We start from the raw sequence: 18,809 nt of genomic DNA on the forward strand, positions 1-18,809 counted from the left end.
TTGTTCTTTATTAAATTTAGTCATAATAAAAGACCCAAAAGTGTCTAACTTTTGGGTCTCACTTCACTGCCTAATCCGGCAACGGTATTTTTTTAGCCATTGATACGATTTTGATCTCTAACTTTACTCTTTATTTCAGTATAGCCATCAAGCACATTTGCGTAGCGTCCTAAGATGAAAAGGTAATCTGATAGGCGATTCATGTATTCTAAGTCGCAATCATCTAATTTTTGCTCATTTAAGCTTAACTTAACTAAAGATCTTTCAGCTCGTCTGGCGATTGTTCTAGCATATTGCAAGTTGGCACCCGTAACCTTGCCACCAGGCAAGATAAATTCAGGAATAGTGGGGATTTTAGGAGTTAATTCATTAATGCGATTTTCTAGTTGCGTAACGTTTTCCTCACTAATTTCGTGGTGTCTTTTGACTACAATATCGGCTTGAAGCTGATATAAATCGCGCTGAACGTTTTCTAGTTCGCCGCGCAACTCTTGGCAATTTTCAGATAGGTTAGCTAAAACTACGCCAAGATATGATTGAAGTTCATCTACATTGCCTAATGCTTCAATTTGCAAGTCATATTTAGGCACCATCTTGCCAGTGACTTGTTTAGTTAAGCCTTTATCACCGACCTTGGTGTAGATTTTGATTGTCATTAAATTATCCTCCGCTCATAAGCTTCAAGTGCTTTAGTTACTGGCTTATATAAAACAAAGTAAAAGGCAAAGTTACCAATTGCGTGATATGTGTCAAAGGCAAAACTAGAAACAAGATAAGCGATGAAAGCAGGCAAACCACCAAAAATGGTCATTCCAAGATCGACAAAGAAGCCGTATTCCCAGCCTAAAAAGGTAGCTAAGGCTACTTGCAGTAAGAAGTGATTTTGCAAGGGCATAACTTTATTTAAAAAGGCCACGGTTAATACGCATCCAGCATATGCCAAGATTTGCGGAATAGTCCAAATGCCAAATCCCAAATAAATATTTGAAATTAGCATTGTTAAAGCAGCCAAAGTGATGCCAGAACCGATACCTAAATTAAGCGTCACAATCATTAAGATATCAGTCACTGGTTGAACATTTGGAATAGGAATGATTTTGAAAACGCGTAAGACCACGCACATTGCTGTAAGCATGGCCATTAGTGCGATTTGTCTGATTTGTAGTCGCTCAGTAACCATAAATTACTTCACCTTGTCTAACGTAAATTTAACCTTATCTTTGTTAGCAACGGCCTGTTGTTCGACACCTTTAGATGCCCATTTGCCGTTAATTGTGTAAGTCCAGTAAATCTTTTTCTTAGGGTTTTGCTTCTTGCCATCAATTGAGGTAATAAAGCCTTTGGTTTCTTGCACCTTCCATGCCTTCTTGAGACCAGTAATTACCTTGGCCTTTTTCTTAGGAATCTTAACAGATTTAGTGTCTACGGTTTTCTTTCCTTCTTTTAAGGTGTAGTTAACCGTAATTTGATTCTTAGCAGGAGTTTTAGCACTAGATGAACTATTATTTGAACATCCTGTTAAAAATAATGCTAAAAATGCAACGATTGAAAATAATAAGCTAAATTTGTGTTTGTTCTTCATTTTTTCTCCTCGTAAAAATTATTTGATTGGGCAAGCACCGCCGGCACAGTCGGTTTGTCCTACAAGTTCTAATCCCTTTTGATCGTCATTTTGCTTTTCGAATACTTCTTCGACATCATCAGTAATCAAAGCAGCTCTTTCTTCATAAGTCTTCTTGTTAATTGGTTCCTTTGGAGCTTGCTTAAGTGAGCCACCATAGTAAGGAAGAAGAGAAGTTGATTTAATAGTGTGTCTGTATTGGTGAAGAAGTGGGGCGATTTCGTCACTTTCATCTGATTGGAAAGTAATAGTACAGCTGACAGCATTATCAGACCAGTAAGTTTGAAGGAATGCTTGAGTCGCAAATTGTTCTTCAATTGAAACAGTTCCAGCAGAAGCAAAGTTTTCGCTATCGGCATGAGCTGCACGCAATGGAAATTCAACACAGATAGTATTCTTAGTGTAAATATCTGGTTCAGTATGATAGCCACATTCTCTTAAGGCTGGTAATAATGGGTCGCTAGCTTGGAAACGAATTCTCTGAATTAGGTAACCAGCATAGTGGAAGTGCATCCCTTCTGATACACCGGCTAATTTAGCTACCGTACCAGATGGTTTAACAGTAGTGTGCTTAATTGATGGATTAACGTTTAATTCTTCGCTGTAGGCCTTGTCAGCTGCGATAACAGCCTTGTATAAGCCATCTACCATTTCAATTCCCTTTGGATCGTAGATTGGCTTTTTAATTTTTTCGCCTTGCTCGTTGGTGCTGTCTTCAAATCCAGTGACCACTCTGTGACCTAAGTCATTTAAGAGCCAGTCTTGAATACCAGACATAGAAACGCCGATTCTGCGATTCTTATGAATAATTTTACGTGAGACTTCCCAGTCATAGTGACTGAAAGTAACTCTCTTAGCAAAACGGGTAGCCAAAGTGAAGGCGTCCTTTAAGTCCCAACCTTGCTTTTCAGCAACATATGGGAATACTTCGAACAAGTTACATGGCTCGCCATTTGCTAAAGAAATTTCACCACAAGGGTTAGTACCTTCAACATTGTCGTCAATTCCTGGTTGGTAACCATCGGTAATTCGACCGTAGTTGCGTGATAAATCAAGATTTACAACACCAGGTTCACCATTATGCAAAATTCCGTCAGCGATTGGACCGTAATTGTTGAATTTAGAATCGATTGCGACACTGTTGTTAGAAGCCCAACGGTGGTGGTAAAGCTTTTCTTTATCTTGCTTCATCTTGATGAAGTCTTGGTCATCGTTTGAACCAAGTGCAAGTTCAGCTGAACGACGAACATTGCCGGCAACAACAGTTTTACCAATCAAGTTACAAATATCAGTTGCATCGACTGCAGTTAAGTGTTGACCTGCGCGAGCGTTAATTACGTTGTTGATATCGATGAACATTTCAACTAAAGGCATTGGACCTGAAGCGGTACCGCCAAAGCCATGAATCTTAGCACCATATGGACGAATATCGGTAATATCCAAAACAAGCTTAGTCTTGTGGTCAGGATTGGTGTCATTAAAGTGCATGTCGATCATGCGAGCATTGGCAAGAACCCAGCCTTCACGAGTATCAGGCAATCTGTAGTAAACTACATCGTCATGGTTGGGATTTTGCTTTTCCCATTCATCTTTATCAACGGCGCCAACTTTAATTGAGGCGTCGTGGGATGCACTGCTTTTATCGATAACTACAGTTAAGTCAACTTTGTTATCAACCTTAGGAATTTGTTTAATGTTGTCTTTAACAACTGAAAAGCCTACGCCGCCGCCTTTCATCAATTGGTCGAATAAGAATGAGAAGGGCATAGAAACAGCCTTTTGTCTTTTATCAACATAAGAAGGCACAATGTGACTGTCGCCATATTCTTGAGGACGAATAGCGATGAACCAGCAGTTGTTTAATGAATCGCCAGTACGCTTTTGATAATCGGTACCTGAGATCCAAAGGTTACGGCCTGAAGGCGTAGCTGATAAGCCATAAATTAAACGGAAAAGCTGCTTAGCTTCATTAGTTAATTCGTCAATAACTTCTTCAGATGGGGAGTCTTGAAGACGTGGGTCAAGGTTGATGTTACCTTCAATTACACGTTTAACTGTTTCATCCCAGTTTTCTGAACGATCTTGATCTGGAAGCCAACGTGCATAAGTTCTTTTGTAAGTTACCCAGCCAAGTTCACCCCAATGAGGTTTAATTTCATGTTTCACTTGATCAATAAATGCTTGATCTAGCTTAATTCTAGTAGATGGCATGTTTTTCACTCCTAAAGATTATTATTGTTTCACAAACACATGATGTATGAACACATATCTAAATGTACCACAATATCTTGTGGTTTGTAGTAAAAATATGGCGGATAGTATTAATTTGTAAAGTGCAAATCCCATCAGGATGGGGCTAAAAAATCAGAAAAATTTTTAAGTAAAAAGTGGTATAGATTTAGAAATTAAAAAATATAGAAAATTATCATGTTACAATCGACAATAATGGAAAAACGAGGTTAATTTTATGAATACAGCTTGGCAAAAATTTAAAGACAATGTGCCTTTGCGCAGGGTTGTCGTCTTTTTATTGATCGTTGCCTGCCTTTACGAGATGCGAGCAATGATGAATACGATTTTGTTAACATTTATTTTTACGTATGTGATTGTGCACCTAATCCATTTAGTGCAACGTTATGTTCCTAAAATGCCAACGGGGATAATCGTTGCGGTTGCGTATTTGATAATTCTGGCGCTGCTATATTTTGTTATAACGGTTTATTTACCTATGTTGGTAGTCCAAATCAGTAAAATGGTGAAGACCGTTATGGCCTTTTATGAAAGCAATGAATCGTCACATTTATTGTCATATGTAACGCGTTATATCAGTAAAGGGGAGCTGGTAGAACAAGCTAAGCACGCGATGACTTTTGCGTTTCATACCGCTACTAATATAGGGACGCTTACGATCGCTACATTTATGTCATTAATCTTGAGCTTCTTTTACACGATTGAATTAGATAAGATGAAAGAATTTTCTAGTTTATTCGTCAAAAGCGGCTACTTAAAATGGCTTTTTGAAGATATTCATTATTTTGGTAAAAAGTTTACGAATACCTTTGGTGTAGTACTGGAAGCACAATTCTTTATTGCTCTTTGTAACACAGCTTTGACGATGATTGGATTGGCTGTGATGAAGATGCCACAAATTGTTGCACTGGGCTTGATGGTCTTTATTTTAAGTTTGGTGCCAGTGGCAGGTGTAATTATTTCATTAATTCCACTAAGCATTGTTGGCTATTCTGTTGGTGGAATTCGCTATGTGATCTATATCTTCATCATGATCATGATTATTCATGCTATTGAAGCTTATGTCTTAAACCCTAAGTTCATGGCCAGCAAGACAGAATTGCCTATTTTTTATACGTTTTTAGTTTTACTTGTCGCAGAGCATTTCTGGGGCACCTGGGGCTTAATCGTAGGTGTGCCAATCTTCACCTTCTTTTTGGATGTTTTAGGGATTAAATCTTCTAAGAAGAGTAAGAAAAAGGCAGTACAAAAATGAGACTTTTACTTACAGGCGATAGCATTATTGCACGCAATGAAGGAAAAACAGAGCCGCATATCAATTGGAATTTGAGACAACTTTTCCCAGAAATAGAGCTTGAAAATACGGCTGTATCTGGAATTAATTCAGGTGCGTTTTTTGCACGCCTTAATGAGCTAGTTTTAAGCGTGAAAAAGTGTGATAATCTGGTGATCTTGCTTGGGACTAACGATCTAGCAACACATAAGCAGGTACCGTTAACTCAATTTAAAAGGAACATGGAATTAATTGCGTCGGCGGTGATTTGTGAATATTATCCACCGCACGTTTTACTCATTTCGCCACCTGCTGTGGATGAAGAAAAGCAACATGTGCGAAGCAATGCGTTAGTAGAAAAATATGCCAAAGTAGTTGAAGAAGTAGCACAGGAATATCATTTTAGATATGCAGACTTGTGTCAGGCGATGCTCGAAGCAGGAGATATAAGGAAGATTGCTAAGGGTATCAAAAATGATGGATTGCATTTTGGAGATATGGGCTATGAGATATTAACCAAGTTAATTGTTGAGTATCTTCAGGAAGTGAAAAAATAAGCGAAAAGAAAAGCCTTATTATATAAATACCTTTAATTCATCGCTCCTTTAATATATCATGATCCAATTATTTAATCACATAAAAGCACAGAGGAAATTTAACAGTGCAAACTAAAAAAAGGCCATTAGGCCTCTTTATTTTTCTCTAAATTATCGTATTGCCGCAAATACTAGTCCACCTACAGCCACTAGAGCCAAGAATGGAATGAGTAAATATGCGCAAAATGCAAAAATCAATCCAGCAACGAGTAAGAAGCCGAAAATTTTGATTAAGCCGATTCCCAACTTGAAAAACAGCCAAATCAAGAAAATTGTTAATAAAAGTGAAAGCATAATTCATACCTCCATAAATCTATGAGAATATTTTACTCTCAAGGAAGCTAAATAGGATAGAAGAAGCACAAAAATTTAACCAAAAGTGAAGAAATGTGTAATTAAGTTACCGTTAACATAGATATTCATATTGAAAGCTCTTTCTGAAATCGATATCATTTTAATCAATGAAAGCGATTAATACGAAGAGAGGGAAAGACTTTGGAGCAAAAAAAATCTGGATTACCCACATTAGCTAGCACCACAATTTGGATGATTAGTTTAGGTTATTTGGGTGTACAAATTGCATTTACTTTGGAAACTTCACAAATGAGTAGAATCTTTCAAACTTTGGGAGCTGATCCTACCAAGCTTGGCTGGTTCTTCATTTTGCCACCACTAGCAGGATTAGTGGTGCAGCCAGGAATCGGATCATTATCAGACCGTACTTGGATTCCTAAAATTGGTAGAAGATTACCTTATTTATTAATCGGGATGATCTTCGCCGTGATAACAATGATCATTCTACCTAATGTTGGTAGTTTCGGCTTAGGCTACGGATCTTTAGAAGCACTTATTTTTGGGGCTATTGCTATTGCCGTATTGGACGTTGCTTCTAACATGGCTATGCAGCCATTTAAGATGATGATTGGTGACATGGTTAACGATGAACAAAAGTCCTATGCTTACGGAATTCAAAGTATGCTTTCAAACTTTGGTGCCGTAATTGCCGCATTTTTCCCATTCTTATTAACAGTTTTGGGTGTTGCCAATACTGCTAAAAAGGGTGTGGTACCACAATCAGTAGTTATTTCATTCTACGTTGGGGCTGCAGTTTTAGTTATTACATCATTGTTCACTATCTTTAGGGTTCACGAATATGATCCTGAAACTTATGCTCGCTATCACGGCATTAAAGAATCAGATAACCAAGAAGGTGGCGGCTGGATCGAACTTTTGAAGAAGGCACCAAAGGTCTTCTGGCAAGTTTCATTAGTTCAATTCTTCTGCTGGATTTCATTCCAATACCTTTCAACCTATGCCACAGGTGCGATTGCCCAAAACGTATGGAACACAACCAACGCATCTTCAGCTGGCTATCAAGTTGCTGGTAACTGGTTCGGTGTTTTAACTGCTGTTCAATCTATTGCAGCCGTAATTTGGTCCTACGTTTTAGCTAAAGTTCCAAATGATCACCACAAGATGGGTTACGGTGTAAGTTTATTGCTTGGTGCAATTGGTTATACTTCAATCTTCTTGATTCATTCACAAATGCTCTTGATTGTTTCATTCATCTTGATCGGAATCAGTTGGGCCGGAATGAACACTTATCCATTGACCATGGTATCTAACGCTTTGTCAGGCAAGCACATGGGAACTTACTTAGGTTTGTTCAACTGTTCAATTTGTTTACCACAAATTATTGCTTCACTTCTTAGCTTTGTCATCTTCCCAATGGTAGGCAATTCTATGCCAGCTATGATGCTCATCACAGGTATTTCAGGTTTCTTAGCTGCATTATCAGTTCTTGCTATTAAAGAAACTTACGTAAAATAATTTAACCAAAAATAAAAATGCATGAAGTCAGAATTTAGCTTCATGCATTTTTTGTATTCACTATGTTAAAAAGTGTGGATATTTATTCTAGATTAGTCCTTAACAACGTCTTTAGTGTTTAACCATTGGCTGTCGTTAATCTTAACGATCTTCTTGCCGTTAGTCTTCTTTACATCTTTAGCGGTGAAGGTTGAACCCATTGAAACTGTCTTAGAAGTTTTTTGACCTTTAGCGTTTAAAACAGTAACTTTTTGGTTGTCAGTATCTTTAATAGTAACGAAGATCTTGTCACCCTTCTTGATAGCTGGGCTAGTAGGAGCAGCTTCTGCAACACCAAGCTTAGGAGCAGTGAAGCTAGCAGCTTCTGCAGTTCCAGCACTAACACCTAAAACACTCATTGAAACAACTGCCATTGAAACGATCTTAACTAATTTCTTTGTGTCTAACATAATGAATACCTCTTCTATATCACTTAATTTGTTTTCCTTTTCCTTACACTTTTATTGTATAACATATGTTATTAAATGCAAGGGGTAATTTAAACTTTTTTGAAAATAAATTATACCCCGCAAATGTTGCTAGAATAACGTTTGTTGATATTTCTATAACTAAAATCGAATAAATAAAAAAACAGATATTTATTATTAAATACCTGTTTTTCTTTAAATAAGCCCTTATTACTATTGACCTCAAGTCCTATTTTAGTTGGAGTTAAAGTCATTGCACAGTGTTTATTTTACGTCTTTAACTTATTTTTAGCTTTTAACTGAATAAGGGCGATTAATCAGTGAAGTATTGCAGGATATCTTCTTCAGTTAGCTTTTTCTTTTCGTCACCTTTAACATCTAAGACGATTTTTCCGCTGTTTAAAATAATCATGCGATTGCCGTATTTAATTGCATCTTTTAATTGGTGGGTGATCATGATGCAGGTCAATTTTTCTTCGCGGACGACTTTGTCAGTTAATTCTAGTAAGTCACGGCTAGTGTTGGGATCAAGGGCTGCAGTATGTTCATCTAAGAGAAGTAGTTCCGGTTTTTTAATTGTTGCCATTAAGAAACTCAAGGTTTGACGCTGACCACCGGATAAGTTACCTACGAAAGTATTTAGTCGCTCATTAAGCCCGTTAGGCAGTTGAGCAGTTTCTTTTTCAAATTCCTTCATGTGCTTGTCCAGTCCTCTTAGGTGTAAACCGCGATGCTCACCGCGCTTAGTAGCTAGAAGCAAGTTTTCGGCAACAGTCATTCTAGGAGCAGTACCCATCTTAGGGTCCTGGAAAACTTGAGCAATATATTTAGCTCGTTTTACTTCAGATAGGGAAGTTAAGTCTCGTTTTTTTAGTAAAACTCTTCCAGTAGTAGGGAAGATTGATCCATTGATGATGTTTAACAAAGTTGACTTACCAGCACCGTTAGTTCCAAGCAAGGTGACAAAATCGCCATCTTCTAATTTTAAATTGACGTTTTTAAGAATTTGCTTTTCTTCGCTGGTGCCTTCATTAACTGTAGTGGTAATATTTTGTAAATCTAAAATTGTACTCATGGCTTTTGGACCCCTTTCTTCAGTAATTTACGGACATGGAATTTCTTCTCAAATAATGGAAGCATCATGCAGATGGCTAAGATGATGGCGGAGATGAGCTTGAAGTCGTTGGTGCTGAAACCAAGTTGCAAAACTAGTAATAAGATCAAGCGGTAAATAATACTGCCGATGATGATAGCAATTAGTCGTGCAGTTAAAGTTAAGTTATTGCCGTAAACGACTTCACCGATAATAATTGCGGCAAGACCGATAACCATTGTACCGATCCCCATGTTAACGTCGGCGTAGCCACCGTTTTGGGCGATAAGGCCACCGGCTAAACCGATTAAACCATTTGAAAGCATTAAGCCTAAGATCTTCATGTTGTCGGTATTAATGCCAAGTGAGCGAGCCATTTTTTCATTATCGCCGGTAGCGATGAAGCTTTGACCAAGGTCGGTATTTAAGAAAACGGCTAGTAAAAGAATGATCAAGATAGCAAAGATTAAACCAACAATAATAGTAGGGAAGTTGGTAGGCAATTTTTGTAAAATCTCTTCGTTAAGCAAAGTGGCTTTATTAAGCAGACCTACATTTGCCTTGCCCAAGATGCGCAAGTTAATTGAATAAATACCAGTCATAGTTAGAATTCCGGCAAGTAAAACTGGAATTTTACCTTTAGTGTAAAGCAGACCAGTAGTTAATCCTGTGAGCATCCCTCCTAAAAATGAAAGGATGGTAGCAAGCAAAGGATCAACGCCGTGTACTAATGCGCTAACGCAGATTGCGGCACCAAAGGGGAAGGTCCCTTCAACTGTCATATCGGGAAAGTTCAAAATTCTAAAAGTAAGAAATAGCCCGAGTGCTAAGACTCCCCATAATAGTCCTTGACCAATAGTTGATGTAATAAGACTCATTTGATGATCCGTCCTTTCTTTTGTGCTGCTTTAATTACGCTATTTGGAATATGAATGTTTAATTCTTCAGCTGCTTTTTGATTAATTACTGTTTCATAGCTGGTAACTCGTTTAACAGGAGTATTGGCAGGATTTTTACCCTTCAAGATTTGTCCGGCCATTTGTCCAGTTAAAACTCCCATATCGAATTGGCTGACACATCTAGTGGCAAGTCCACCTGACTTAACCATGGTGTCGGCGGCTGGGAAGACTGGGATTTTTGCTTCGTTGGTGGCCTTAAGCAAGGTGGCGATTCCTGATGCTACAGTGTTGTCGGTAGGAACATACACAGCTTGAACTTTGCCTGCCATAGTTTGGGCAACTTGTTCAATGTCATTGGTAGAAGTGATGGTGTATGGGCGAACTGTGAGGCCTTGCTTTTCTGCTAGATCCTTGAATTCTCGATATTCGGAAGCAGAAGAATCATCGCTTGAGGTGTAGATAACGCCGATAGTCTTTGCTTGAGGCAAAATTGTTCTCAATAGTTTTAATTGAGCAGGAATTGGTTGGCGATCTTGTACTCCAGTAATTTTGCCAGAGGGATGATCGAGGCTCTTAACTAAGTGAGCACCGATTGGATCGCTGACAGCACCCATGATTACGGGTGTATCGCCTGATTCGTTAGCCAAGGATTGAACAGCTGGCGTAGCGATTCCGATTGCGACAGCCGCATTTTCTTGGTTAAAGCGATCGCTCATTGATTTCAAATTACTCTGATCGCCTTGGGCATTTTGAAAATCGATTTTGATGTTTTTGCCTTCTTTATAGCCCTCATCTTCAAGTCCCTTGATAATTCCGTGGTGGATTTGATCAAGAGCTGGGTGACTCATAGTTTGTAGAATGCCCACGACTTGTTGCTTTTGTTCATTATTTTGTTTATTGGTTTCAAATACAAAAGCAACAATTAAAAAAGAAAATAGGGCAATGATTGTTCCAATTAATCTTTTCATAAACTTACTCCTAGCAATAAAAAAGGACATTTCCTTTTAGCGGGAAATGTCCAAAACAAAACCCGCACGTTTATTAAATCCGTGCGGGTCACTTTTTTTCATGAAGATTTACCAGCACAGATGCGAAATATATGAGTCGCATCTGTGCTATTAAGCGTGCAGAAACAACTCTAGTGCTGGAATTGCCAACGATTGATTACTACATTCTTAAACATGATAAATCTTCCTTTCATTCAAATACTTGTTGTCACAATTTTAATTAGTTATTAAGAATATGTCAATTATTTTTTTGTGGGAATTGATTAAAAATAAGGTTGAATATTACGTGATATAATTGAGAATAATTTTTTGAAAGCAGTATAAAAAATAATTAGAGGGATGCAAGATGAAAGAAAAACTAAAATCTATTATCAAATTAGGCGATTTTTGGCTTCTAGTGTTAACGATTATCCTTCTTGGTGTTTTCATAGCAACTAAAGATGTGTGGGGTATTGTACTTGCAATTATATTTTGTATCCGCATCCCTTATGTAATTTATAAAGAATTTAAGTGAAAATAAAGCTGAGTTATTCTACCATTTAGTTGCTAAAAGCTTTTCTACCACATCGTCAGAAGGCAAAAAATTAACAGTTTCTGATGCTTATGTTAAGGCAAGTGACATGAAGTACTTTAATGGTTTGAAGCTTAAGCCAAGTAATACTCCAGCAGAAGCTAAAGCAGCTGCTCAAAAATAATTGAATATATTTGAATAGACAAAAAATGCTGAAATTAGGATTTAACCTTTTTTCAGCATTTTTTATCAAAGAAGTTAAACATTGCTGTATTAATTAGTCACTAACTTTTGCAGCTACTGTAACTTCTGTTTGTGTTTTTTTAACTTTGATGCTCATTCTTAATGTTACGAATAAAACCATCGCTTCTACGGCAAGTAATGCGATCAAAGCAAATCTAACATCACTTGCACCTGAGATTGTAGTGAAGATAGTAGTCATAACAGGTGAAGCTACCATTACACAAGTATTAAGCATGCCAATTGTTGAAGCTAAAATCTTACGTTCAACAGTGTTAACCAGCCATTGAGATAACTTGATAGAAGTGATGCTGGCAGCTGCTGCTAAAAGGAAGAAGAATGGTAATAAAACGTAGATATGTGCGGTAAGTGCTGCAAGAGTGGTCAATAAGCTAAGACCACAGGCAACAATAGTCATTGTGAAAGCTGATACCTTCTTGAATAATTGAGGACCAAACATACTTCCTAATGCGGCACCGCAACTAACTAAAACACCTAATACAGCCATAGTGAAACTGTAATTACTGATTAACATAGTTGATTTGTGTCCTGCCATAACGATTGGGATTAAGGCACTCATTGCACCTAATACACCATTGATAAGAGAAAGAACACCGATGATTGTTAACAAGCCTGGTGCCTTCTTAGCTTGCGCATATGAAGACTTCATTGTTGCAACGAATTTTTGATCGTTAACTTCTTTAGGTTCTAGATCATTACCATTCTTTTTGTGTTTTAAGCCAACACTAGCGTAGAGAAGACCTGCTGCTAAGAATGTAAATGCGTTAACAAATGCCAAGTTTGAGTATGACATAAACAAAAGTAAGCCTGAACCAACAAATTGAGCAATCATGTTGATGACTTCTGATACACCACTAGTGAATCCTTCAGCTTCACCGAATTCTTCTTTGCCAACGATGTCCGCAATTAATGGAGATACCAAACCACTTGAGTAAGAACCGAAAGTGTCTGAGAAGAAATTGATTACAACAACTGCAAGAACTAAGGTCCAATCTGAAACTTTAGCTACAAATAAGAATCCAACAATTGCGTAGAGAACAAATCTTACTACAGCCATTAAGAAGATATTTCTGAACTTGTTGTGAGTTCTGTCTGCTAAGTAACCAGAGAAAATCTTGAAGAGGCTAGGGATTGATTCTGAGATTGCGATTAAAGACAAAGCAAGTGAGTAATTATGTAATTTACTTGCGTAAGTCATAAATGCTAAGTAAAAAAGGATATCACCGGTTCCTGAAAGGAAACTAGCAATTGAAAATCTTCTGTAGTCTTTGTTTTTCAAAAATACGTTCATAATGTTTAACTCCTTTGTTTTAATGTTGATTTAATCTTAGCAAGGAATTAAAATAATTTTTAAAATTTTCGTATTTGAACATTGGAAGGGGAAAATATGACTATTGGAGAATTATTGAAGCAAGAAAGGATCCAAAAGGGATTAACACAAAAGCAATTTTCAGATGGGATAATCAGTACTTCTTACTATTCAAAAGTCGAAAAGAATGGCCATAGAATTACCGCAGAAGATTTAATTGCAGTTTTAGAACATAACAATATTCCCCTTTGGTCTTTTTTGAAACAATTAAGTTTAAAAAGCGAGCTGCAACATTCTAAAAACTTGTATGTAGAAGATGCCGCAATGAATGCTTACTATCAATCAGATAGAAAACAATTAGAAAATTTGAAAAAGCAAATTGAAGCTGAGGATGTTCTTGATAAAGAAGAACTGTCTTTGTTAATTGATGGCTGGATAGAATGTATGAAAGATGATGACGAAGAGCCTGATCTTCAATTAAGGGAAAATCTAAAAAATAAAATTTTTGATCTTCCATCTATGAACTTGAATAAACTTACTCTCTTTTGTAATTTCATGGAATTTTATGATTTAGATACTGACATGTTTATAGCTAAGCAAGCGATCAATAAACATATTGACAGTAAAGAAATTGATATCCAAGAAGCTTTGTTAAGCATAATAAGTAATTTGCTGTATTTATCTATTAAAGAAAATAATTATGCTTATACTGATTATTTATTGCAGAATGCCGATCAAATTTCTATGAAGCCTAGATTGTTCTTAGAAAAAGGTCTTATTTCTCTTTACAGCAATTTAATTAAGTATCATTTTGAAGGAAAGCAAGAATATCTAGATAAATGTAACGGGATTGTTCAAGGCATTAAGTTAATGGGTATGGCTGAATATAGCCAGGTATTAGAACAAGTAATACAGAAATATACAAAGTAGGGATAATATGACTATTGGAGAATTATTGAAGGAGTACCGGCTTAAAAAAGGCCTTACTCAAAAACAATTTGCGGATGGAATCATCAGCACATCTTATTATTCAAAAGTAGAAAAGAATGAACACAGAATTACTGTGGAAGACCTTATCGCAATTCTTGAACACAATAATATTGCTATGTGGACTTTCTTTAAGAAGTTAAGCTTAAAAAGTGATTTTCAACATGAATATGTTACAAAGCTGGAAAACGATGTTCTAGATGCTTATTACCATTCAGACAGAAAAAAGCTTGAAGAAATACGACAAGACGTTGAAAACAGCACTGTGCCTAACAAAGAAGAATATCTTTTGCTTGTTGACGGCTGGATTGAAAATCAAAAAGATGATGATGAAGAGCCAAATATAGAAATCAGAAATGCTTTAAAGGATAAAGTATTTAATATTCCAGATATTAATAAAGAAAAGCTAAATCTATTCTGTAATTTTATGGATTTCTACGATCTTGACAGTAATATGATGATAGCTAAAAATGCTATTAATAAGTTTATTGATAGTAATGATACTGAAATTCTAGAAGTTCTGTTGGCAATTATTGATAACCTGCTGTATTTATCAGTAAAAGAAAACAATTTTAGTTACGTAGATTACTTAATTTTTAGTGCTGATAAAGTTTCGCTTAGACCGCAATTTTATTTCTATCAAAACTTATTGTCTTTCTATAAATATTTAAATAATTATCACTTTAATGGTAATCAAGATGACTTAGATGCTTGCCGAACAATTGTAAAAAGTATGAAGCTAACTGGAATGAAGTCATATGGAACTGAATTAGAAGAATTTTTAAATAAGCATATCTAAAAGTGGTATTTGAATTTGTCTGTTTTCTTTATTTTTTCTTCCATCCGCAAAAACTGCTATAATTAATCTTCCAACAAATAAAGAAAGGACTAATTCCATTGCGTTATAAACAAATTATTTTTGACGTTGATGACACCATCATCGACTTTGCGGCAACAGAAGAATTTGCTTTGCACAGTCTTTTCAATGCACATCATTGGCCACTATCTCAAGAACTTCAACGCCAATATCATGCCTACAATCAAGGATTATGGCGCAGACTTGAACAAGGCGAATTAAACTACGAGCAGTTAAGTGAAATGACCTTCCATGATTTTATTAAAGATCATTTCAATATCGAAATTGATGGCAAGAAGACAATGGATGAATACCGCTCATATTTCGGTGAAGCACATCAACTTTTGCCTGGTGTAAAGGACACATTGAAATTCGCTAAGAAGCAAGGCTATAAGTTAACTATCTTGAGCAATGGCGAAAAATTCATGCAGAACCATCGCTTGGAACTTGCCGGCGTGAAGAAATACTTTGATTTAATTGTCACTTCAGAAGAGGCACATTATTCTAAGCCAAATCCACATGCCTTTGATTATTTCTTCAGTCGAACTGAGATTGGTCCTGACGAAACCGTCTTTTTTGGCGACGGATTGCAATCTGATATCTTGGGTGCAGAAAAGTATGGTTTTGACAGTATCTGGTACAACCACCGTCACCGCAAGAATACATTGAATTTGCATCCCTTGTTTGAAGTGGAAAATTACCCAGAATTTGTTAAATTAATGCAAAATGATTTTCAAAAGAAGTATTAATTGAATTAAATTGGTAGGTATCTTATCTTTGAGATAAGATACTTTTTTTTTAAGGTGAAATTATGAAAAAAATCACAACAGGAATAGTTGCTCACGTTGACGCGGGCAAGACGACTCTTTCTGAAGCCTTGCTATATAAGGCAGGTAACTTGCGCACGCTAGGGAGAGTGGATAACGGGGATGCATTTTTAGATACGCAGCAGCTTGAGAAAAAGCGCGGAATTACTATTTTTTCTCATGAAGCTAAATTGACCACTGATGATGCAGAAATTACTTTGTTAGATACACCGGGACACGTCGACTTTGCTTTTCAAACCGAAGAAGTGCTAAGCGTTCTAGATTATGCGATTTTGGTTATTTCGGCAACTGATGGTGTTACTAGCTATGCCAAGACGCTGTGGAATCTGCTTAAAAAGAATAATGTGCCTGTGTTTATTTTTGTGAATAAAATCGATATTACAGGTGCAGATCAAGCACAGGTGCTCAGCGATATCCAAAAGAATTTAAGTGAAAACTGTTTAGATTTCAGCACAGAAGATCAAACTTTTTATGAAAATATTGCTTCAGTAGATGAACAACTGCTAGAGAAATATTTGAACGGTGAAAAAATTGCAGATAGTGATATTCAAGATTTAATCGCCAAAAGAAAAATCTATCCAGTTTACTTTGGTTCTGCCTTGAAGTTAACTGGGATCACAGAATTCTTGACTGGCTTTGATAAGTGGACTCGCGCTAAAGAATTTTCTTCTGAGTTTTCTGCGAGATGCTTCAAGATTTCTCATGATAAAAATGGTGAACGTCTCAGCTGGATTAAGGTTTTAGGTGGCAGTCTAAAGGCTAAAACTGAGTTAGCCGGAGAAAAAATAAATCAACTGCGCGATTATAACGGCGAAAAGTTTACTACGATTGCGGAAGCAAATGCTGGAGATATCGTGGCTGCGACTGGATTAACAAAAACTTATCCAGGACAAGGATTTGGCGTTCCAGATGCCAAAGAAGCCAGCCTAAAGCCGGTCTTAACATACAAACTTGATCCTCTTAAAGAAGATATTCATGCTTGTTTAACAGCGTTAAAAACTCTAGAAGATGAAAATCCGCAACTTCATGTAACTTGGTCAGAACATTTACAAGAATTGCGCGTTCAGGTAATGGGCAAGATCCAGCTCGAAATTCTAAAGCAGTTTTTGCAAGATCGCTTTAATTTAACAGTCGATTTTGAGCAAGGCAGCATTTTATATAAAGAAACGATTGCTAAGCCAGTAGAAGGCGTGGGTCACTTCGAACCACTTCGGCACTACGCTGAAGTACATCTTTTGATGGAACCAGGCGAGCGAAACAGCGGTGTGATTTTTGAAAATAAATGCAGCTTAGAGGTTTTAACCAAAAATTGGCAGCATCAGATCATGACTGCTCTTAAATCCAAAGAGCATCTTGGAGTTTTAATAGGTACGCCAATTACAGATGTGAAAATTACCTTGCTTGGCGGAAAAGGTAGTATTGTGCACTCAGTAGGTGGCGACTTTAGAGAGGCTACTTATCGTGCGGTGCGCCAAGGCTTGATGGAATTGAAAACTAGAAATCAATTGACGCTGCTTGAGCCATGGTATGATTTTCGCCTTGAAGTTAGTCAAGAGCATGTAGGCCGCGCTTTAAATGATATTCAAAGAATGAATGGTCAATTTAATACACCAGAAAATAAGGGCGATCGCACCATTATTGAAGGATCAGCTCCAGTCAGCGAAATGCAAGATTATGCCGCAGAAGTTCGTGGTTATACGCATGGTGACGGACTGCTTGAATGCGTGGTTAAGGGCTATGAGCCATGTCACAATGCAGAAGAAATTATTGCTCAAGCTGATTATGATCCTGTTTCTGATTTAGAGAATACGCCTAACTCAGTTTTCTGTTCACATGGCGCAGGTCACACCGTAACATGGGATAAGGTTCCTGAAACGGCACATTTCCCATATACATACCCATTAAACTAAAACTTCTTGCATGAAATGAAATATATGATTACCTGTGAAAGAAATTTCATTTTCATCGAAAAATAGTGAAACAAAAACGTTTACATAGTAAGATTAGGGTATTGGAAAGGTGATACGCATGACTACAATACCCTTTAAAGCCGTAGCTGTTGATATGGATGGTACTTTTTTAACAGATAAGAAGACTTTTGATCATCAGCTATTTGGTAAAATTTTAGACAAATTACACGCAAACAACATCCCCTTCATTTCAGCCACAGGAAATCAATTAATCAGATCACACGAATACTTTGAAGAATTCACTGAAGGAATTGATTATGTATCTGAAAACGGTGCAATCTTAGAGGCCGATGGAAAGGTCATCAAAAAGACGGCACTTGACTATGATATTGCTCAAAAGTTGCTCCATTTTATTCAAACAGAATATCTAGAAGCAATCATCATGGTTAGTGCAGAACATCATTGCTACGTCCTAAAGAGCATGGACAAGGCAGATAAAGATGATATTCGAATTTATTACCGCAGGGTAAAAGAAATTGATAAATTCACTGATATCGATCCAAGCGACTCCATTTTAAAGGTGTGCCTGACTGCAGATGATGAGTTAGCTACAGTTATTCAAGATCGCTTCAATGAAAAATATGGCGACTATGTTCGCGGAACTAGTAGCGGCAATATGACAATTGACTTGGTGCACAAGGGCATCAATAAGGCTGAAGGTGTAGCCGATATGCTTAAGTATTACAATATTGATCAAAAAGATTTAATTGCTTTTGGTGATGGCGAAAATGATATTGGCATGCTTGAAGCATGTGGCTATAGCTATGCAATGGAAAATGCTAATGCTAAGACCAAGGCTGTGTCTAAGTATGAAGCACCTTCAAACAACGATAATGGTGTATTAAAGGTCTTAGCTAAATATTTAGATATTGAATAAAAAGAAAAACAACTACAAAGAAAAGCCTGATTGAAGTGGGACCTAAAAAGTAGACATTTTAAAACATAGGATTAATAGAGGCTTGATTCCGATATTCTTTCGGAGTTAAGCCTTTTAATCTGCTCTTTATCCTTTCTTCGTTATAGTATTTGATATATTCCTCTATAGCTTGAGC

Annotated in this window: 20 protein-coding genes and 1 pseudogene; 10 read left to right on the forward strand and 11 right to left on the reverse strand. The window is 36.9% G+C overall.

All coding sequences use genetic code 11. From position 1 onward, the window contains the following. Positions 1–92 precede the first annotated feature (92 nt). From RDN22_RS08205 to nrdJ, 4 genes are read right to left on the reverse strand one after another with little or no spacing between them, the layout of a single operon-like run. Positions 93–656 carry a cob(I)yrinic acid a,c-diamide adenosyltransferase gene (locus RDN22_RS08205; RefSeq protein WP_308557382.1) on the reverse strand — a complete coding sequence of 188 codons (564 nt, stop codon included), beginning with the start codon at positions 654–656 and terminating at the stop codon, positions 93–95. Next, entirely contained in the window at positions 656–1,180 is a 525-nt protein-coding gene (locus tag RDN22_RS08210) for an ECF transporter S component (RefSeq protein WP_308557383.1), read from the reverse strand. The genes RDN22_RS08205 and RDN22_RS08210 overlap by 1 nt, the downstream gene beginning before the upstream one ends. Positions 1,181–1,183: 3 nt before the next feature. Then, a complete protein-coding gene (locus RDN22_RS08215; protein ID WP_308557384.1) occupies positions 1,184–1,582 on the reverse strand; it encodes a DUF4430 domain-containing protein in 399 nt (132 codons plus the stop codon). Positions 1,583–1,600: 18 nt separating this feature from the next. Beyond that, complete coding sequence (gene nrdJ / locus RDN22_RS08220) at positions 1,601–3,832, reverse strand: ribonucleoside-triphosphate reductase, adenosylcobalamin-dependent (protein WP_308557385.1); 2,232 nt, start codon at positions 3,830–3,832, stop codon at positions 1,601–1,603. Between the two features lie 256 nt (positions 3,833–4,088). On the opposite strand from nrdJ, the gene RDN22_RS08225 reads away from it, so the two are divergent. Both RDN22_RS08225 and RDN22_RS08230 read left to right on the forward strand, forming a co-directional pair. After that, positions 4,089–5,126 (forward strand): AI-2E family transporter, encoded by a 1,038-nt coding sequence (locus RDN22_RS08225; RefSeq protein WP_308557387.1) that lies wholly within the window; start codon positions 4,089–4,091, stop codon positions 5,124–5,126. Beyond that, complete coding sequence (locus tag RDN22_RS08230; RefSeq protein ID WP_308557389.1) at positions 5,123–5,701, forward strand: SGNH/GDSL hydrolase family protein; 579 nt, start codon at positions 5,123–5,125, stop codon at positions 5,699–5,701. Before RDN22_RS08225 ends, RDN22_RS08230 begins: the two co-directional genes overlap by 4 nt. A 150-nt stretch (positions 5,702–5,851) precedes the next feature. On the opposite strand, the gene RDN22_RS08235 is transcribed toward RDN22_RS08230, so the two are convergent. Beyond that, positions 5,852–6,034: a hypothetical protein gene (locus RDN22_RS08235; RefSeq protein WP_308557390.1), complete on the reverse strand. Its 183-nt coding sequence runs from the start codon at positions 6,032–6,034 to the stop codon at positions 5,852–5,854. A gap of 201 nt (positions 6,035–6,235) precedes the next feature. On the opposite strand from RDN22_RS08235, the gene RDN22_RS08240 reads away from it, so the two are divergent. After that, positions 6,236–7,570, forward strand: coding sequence for an SLC45 family MFS transporter (locus RDN22_RS08240; RefSeq protein ID WP_308557392.1), 1,335 nt, complete (start codon positions 6,236–6,238; stop codon positions 7,568–7,570). A 92-nt stretch (positions 7,571–7,662) separates the two neighbouring features. Here the strand turns inward: RDN22_RS08240 and RDN22_RS08245 are convergent, their stop codons facing one another. The 4 genes from RDN22_RS08245 to trpX all read right to left on the reverse strand — a co-directional run bounded on the left by RDN22_RS08245 (position 7,663) and on the right by trpX (position 10,997). Continuing rightward, positions 7,663–8,019 (reverse strand): hypothetical protein, encoded by a 357-nt coding sequence (locus tag RDN22_RS08245; RefSeq protein WP_308557394.1) that lies wholly within the window; start codon positions 8,017–8,019, stop codon positions 7,663–7,665. Positions 8,020–8,350: 331 nt separating this feature from the next. Then, on the reverse strand, positions 8,351–9,112 hold the full coding sequence (locus tag RDN22_RS08250; RefSeq protein ID WP_308557396.1) for an ATP-binding cassette domain-containing protein: 762 nt from the start codon (positions 9,110–9,112) through the stop codon (positions 8,351–8,353). Beyond that, entirely contained in the window at positions 9,109–10,008 is a 900-nt protein-coding gene (locus RDN22_RS08255; protein ID WP_308557397.1) for an ABC transporter permease, read from the reverse strand. Before RDN22_RS08255 ends, RDN22_RS08250 begins: the two co-directional genes overlap by 4 nt. Continuing rightward, positions 10,005–10,997 (reverse strand): tryptophan ABC transporter substrate-binding protein, encoded by a 993-nt coding sequence (gene trpX, locus RDN22_RS08260; protein ID WP_308557399.1) that lies wholly within the window; start codon positions 10,995–10,997, stop codon positions 10,005–10,007. Before trpX ends, RDN22_RS08255 begins: the two co-directional genes overlap by 4 nt. Before the next feature lie 385 nt (positions 10,998–11,382). Between trpX and RDN22_RS08265 the strand changes: the two genes are divergently transcribed. Together RDN22_RS08265 and RDN22_RS08270 are read left to right on the forward strand one after the other, a co-directional pair. Beyond that, positions 11,383–11,550, forward strand: a complete 168-nt coding sequence (locus tag RDN22_RS08265) for a hypothetical protein (protein ID WP_308557401.1) — start codon at positions 11,383–11,385, stop codon at positions 11,548–11,550. Continuing rightward, a pseudogene (locus tag RDN22_RS08270) lies at positions 11,546–11,731 on the forward strand (hypothetical protein); the annotation flags it as partial. The gene RDN22_RS08265 and the pseudogene RDN22_RS08270, both read left to right, overlap by 5 nt. A 93-nt stretch (positions 11,732–11,824) precedes the next feature. On the opposite strand, the gene RDN22_RS08275 reads toward RDN22_RS08270, so the two are convergent. After that, positions 11,825–13,099 carry an MFS transporter gene (locus RDN22_RS08275; RefSeq protein WP_308557403.1) on the reverse strand — a complete coding sequence of 425 codons (1,275 nt, stop codon included), beginning with the start codon at positions 13,097–13,099 and terminating at the stop codon, positions 11,825–11,827. A 96-nt stretch (positions 13,100–13,195) separates the two neighbouring features. Between RDN22_RS08275 and RDN22_RS08280 the strand changes: the two genes are divergently transcribed. From RDN22_RS08280 to RDN22_RS08300, 5 genes are all read left to right on the forward strand, one after another. Then, positions 13,196–14,047 carry a helix-turn-helix domain-containing protein gene (locus RDN22_RS08280; RefSeq protein WP_308557405.1) on the forward strand — a complete coding sequence of 284 codons (852 nt, stop codon included), beginning with the start codon at positions 13,196–13,198 and terminating at the stop codon, positions 14,045–14,047. 7 nt (positions 14,048–14,054) lie between these two features. Next, complete coding sequence (locus RDN22_RS08285; protein WP_308557406.1) at positions 14,055–14,903, forward strand: helix-turn-helix domain-containing protein; 849 nt, start codon at positions 14,055–14,057, stop codon at positions 14,901–14,903. A gap of 98 nt (positions 14,904–15,001) precedes the next feature. Then, positions 15,002–15,709 (forward strand): YjjG family noncanonical pyrimidine nucleotidase, encoded by a 708-nt coding sequence (locus RDN22_RS08290; RefSeq protein WP_308557408.1) that lies wholly within the window; start codon positions 15,002–15,004, stop codon positions 15,707–15,709. A 62-nt stretch (positions 15,710–15,771) separates the two neighbouring features. Continuing rightward, complete coding sequence (locus RDN22_RS08295; RefSeq protein WP_308557410.1) at positions 15,772–17,697, forward strand: TetM/TetW/TetO/TetS family tetracycline resistance ribosomal protection protein; 1,926 nt, start codon at positions 15,772–15,774, stop codon at positions 17,695–17,697. A 118-nt stretch (positions 17,698–17,815) separates the two neighbouring features. Then, on the forward strand, positions 17,816–18,634 hold the full coding sequence (locus RDN22_RS08300; protein WP_308557412.1) for a Cof-type HAD-IIB family hydrolase: 819 nt from the start codon (positions 17,816–17,818) through the stop codon (positions 18,632–18,634). Between the two features lie 58 nt (positions 18,635–18,692). Here the strand turns inward: RDN22_RS08300 and RDN22_RS08305 are convergent. Beyond that, positions 18,693–18,809: IS3 family transposase (locus RDN22_RS08305; RefSeq protein ID WP_308554877.1), on the reverse strand; the 117-nt coding region annotated here is incomplete at its 5' end.

This window comes from uncultured Lactobacillus sp., from assembly GCF_902491705.1.
Taxonomy (GTDB): domain Bacteria; phylum Bacillota; class Bacilli; order Lactobacillales; family Lactobacillaceae; genus Lactobacillus.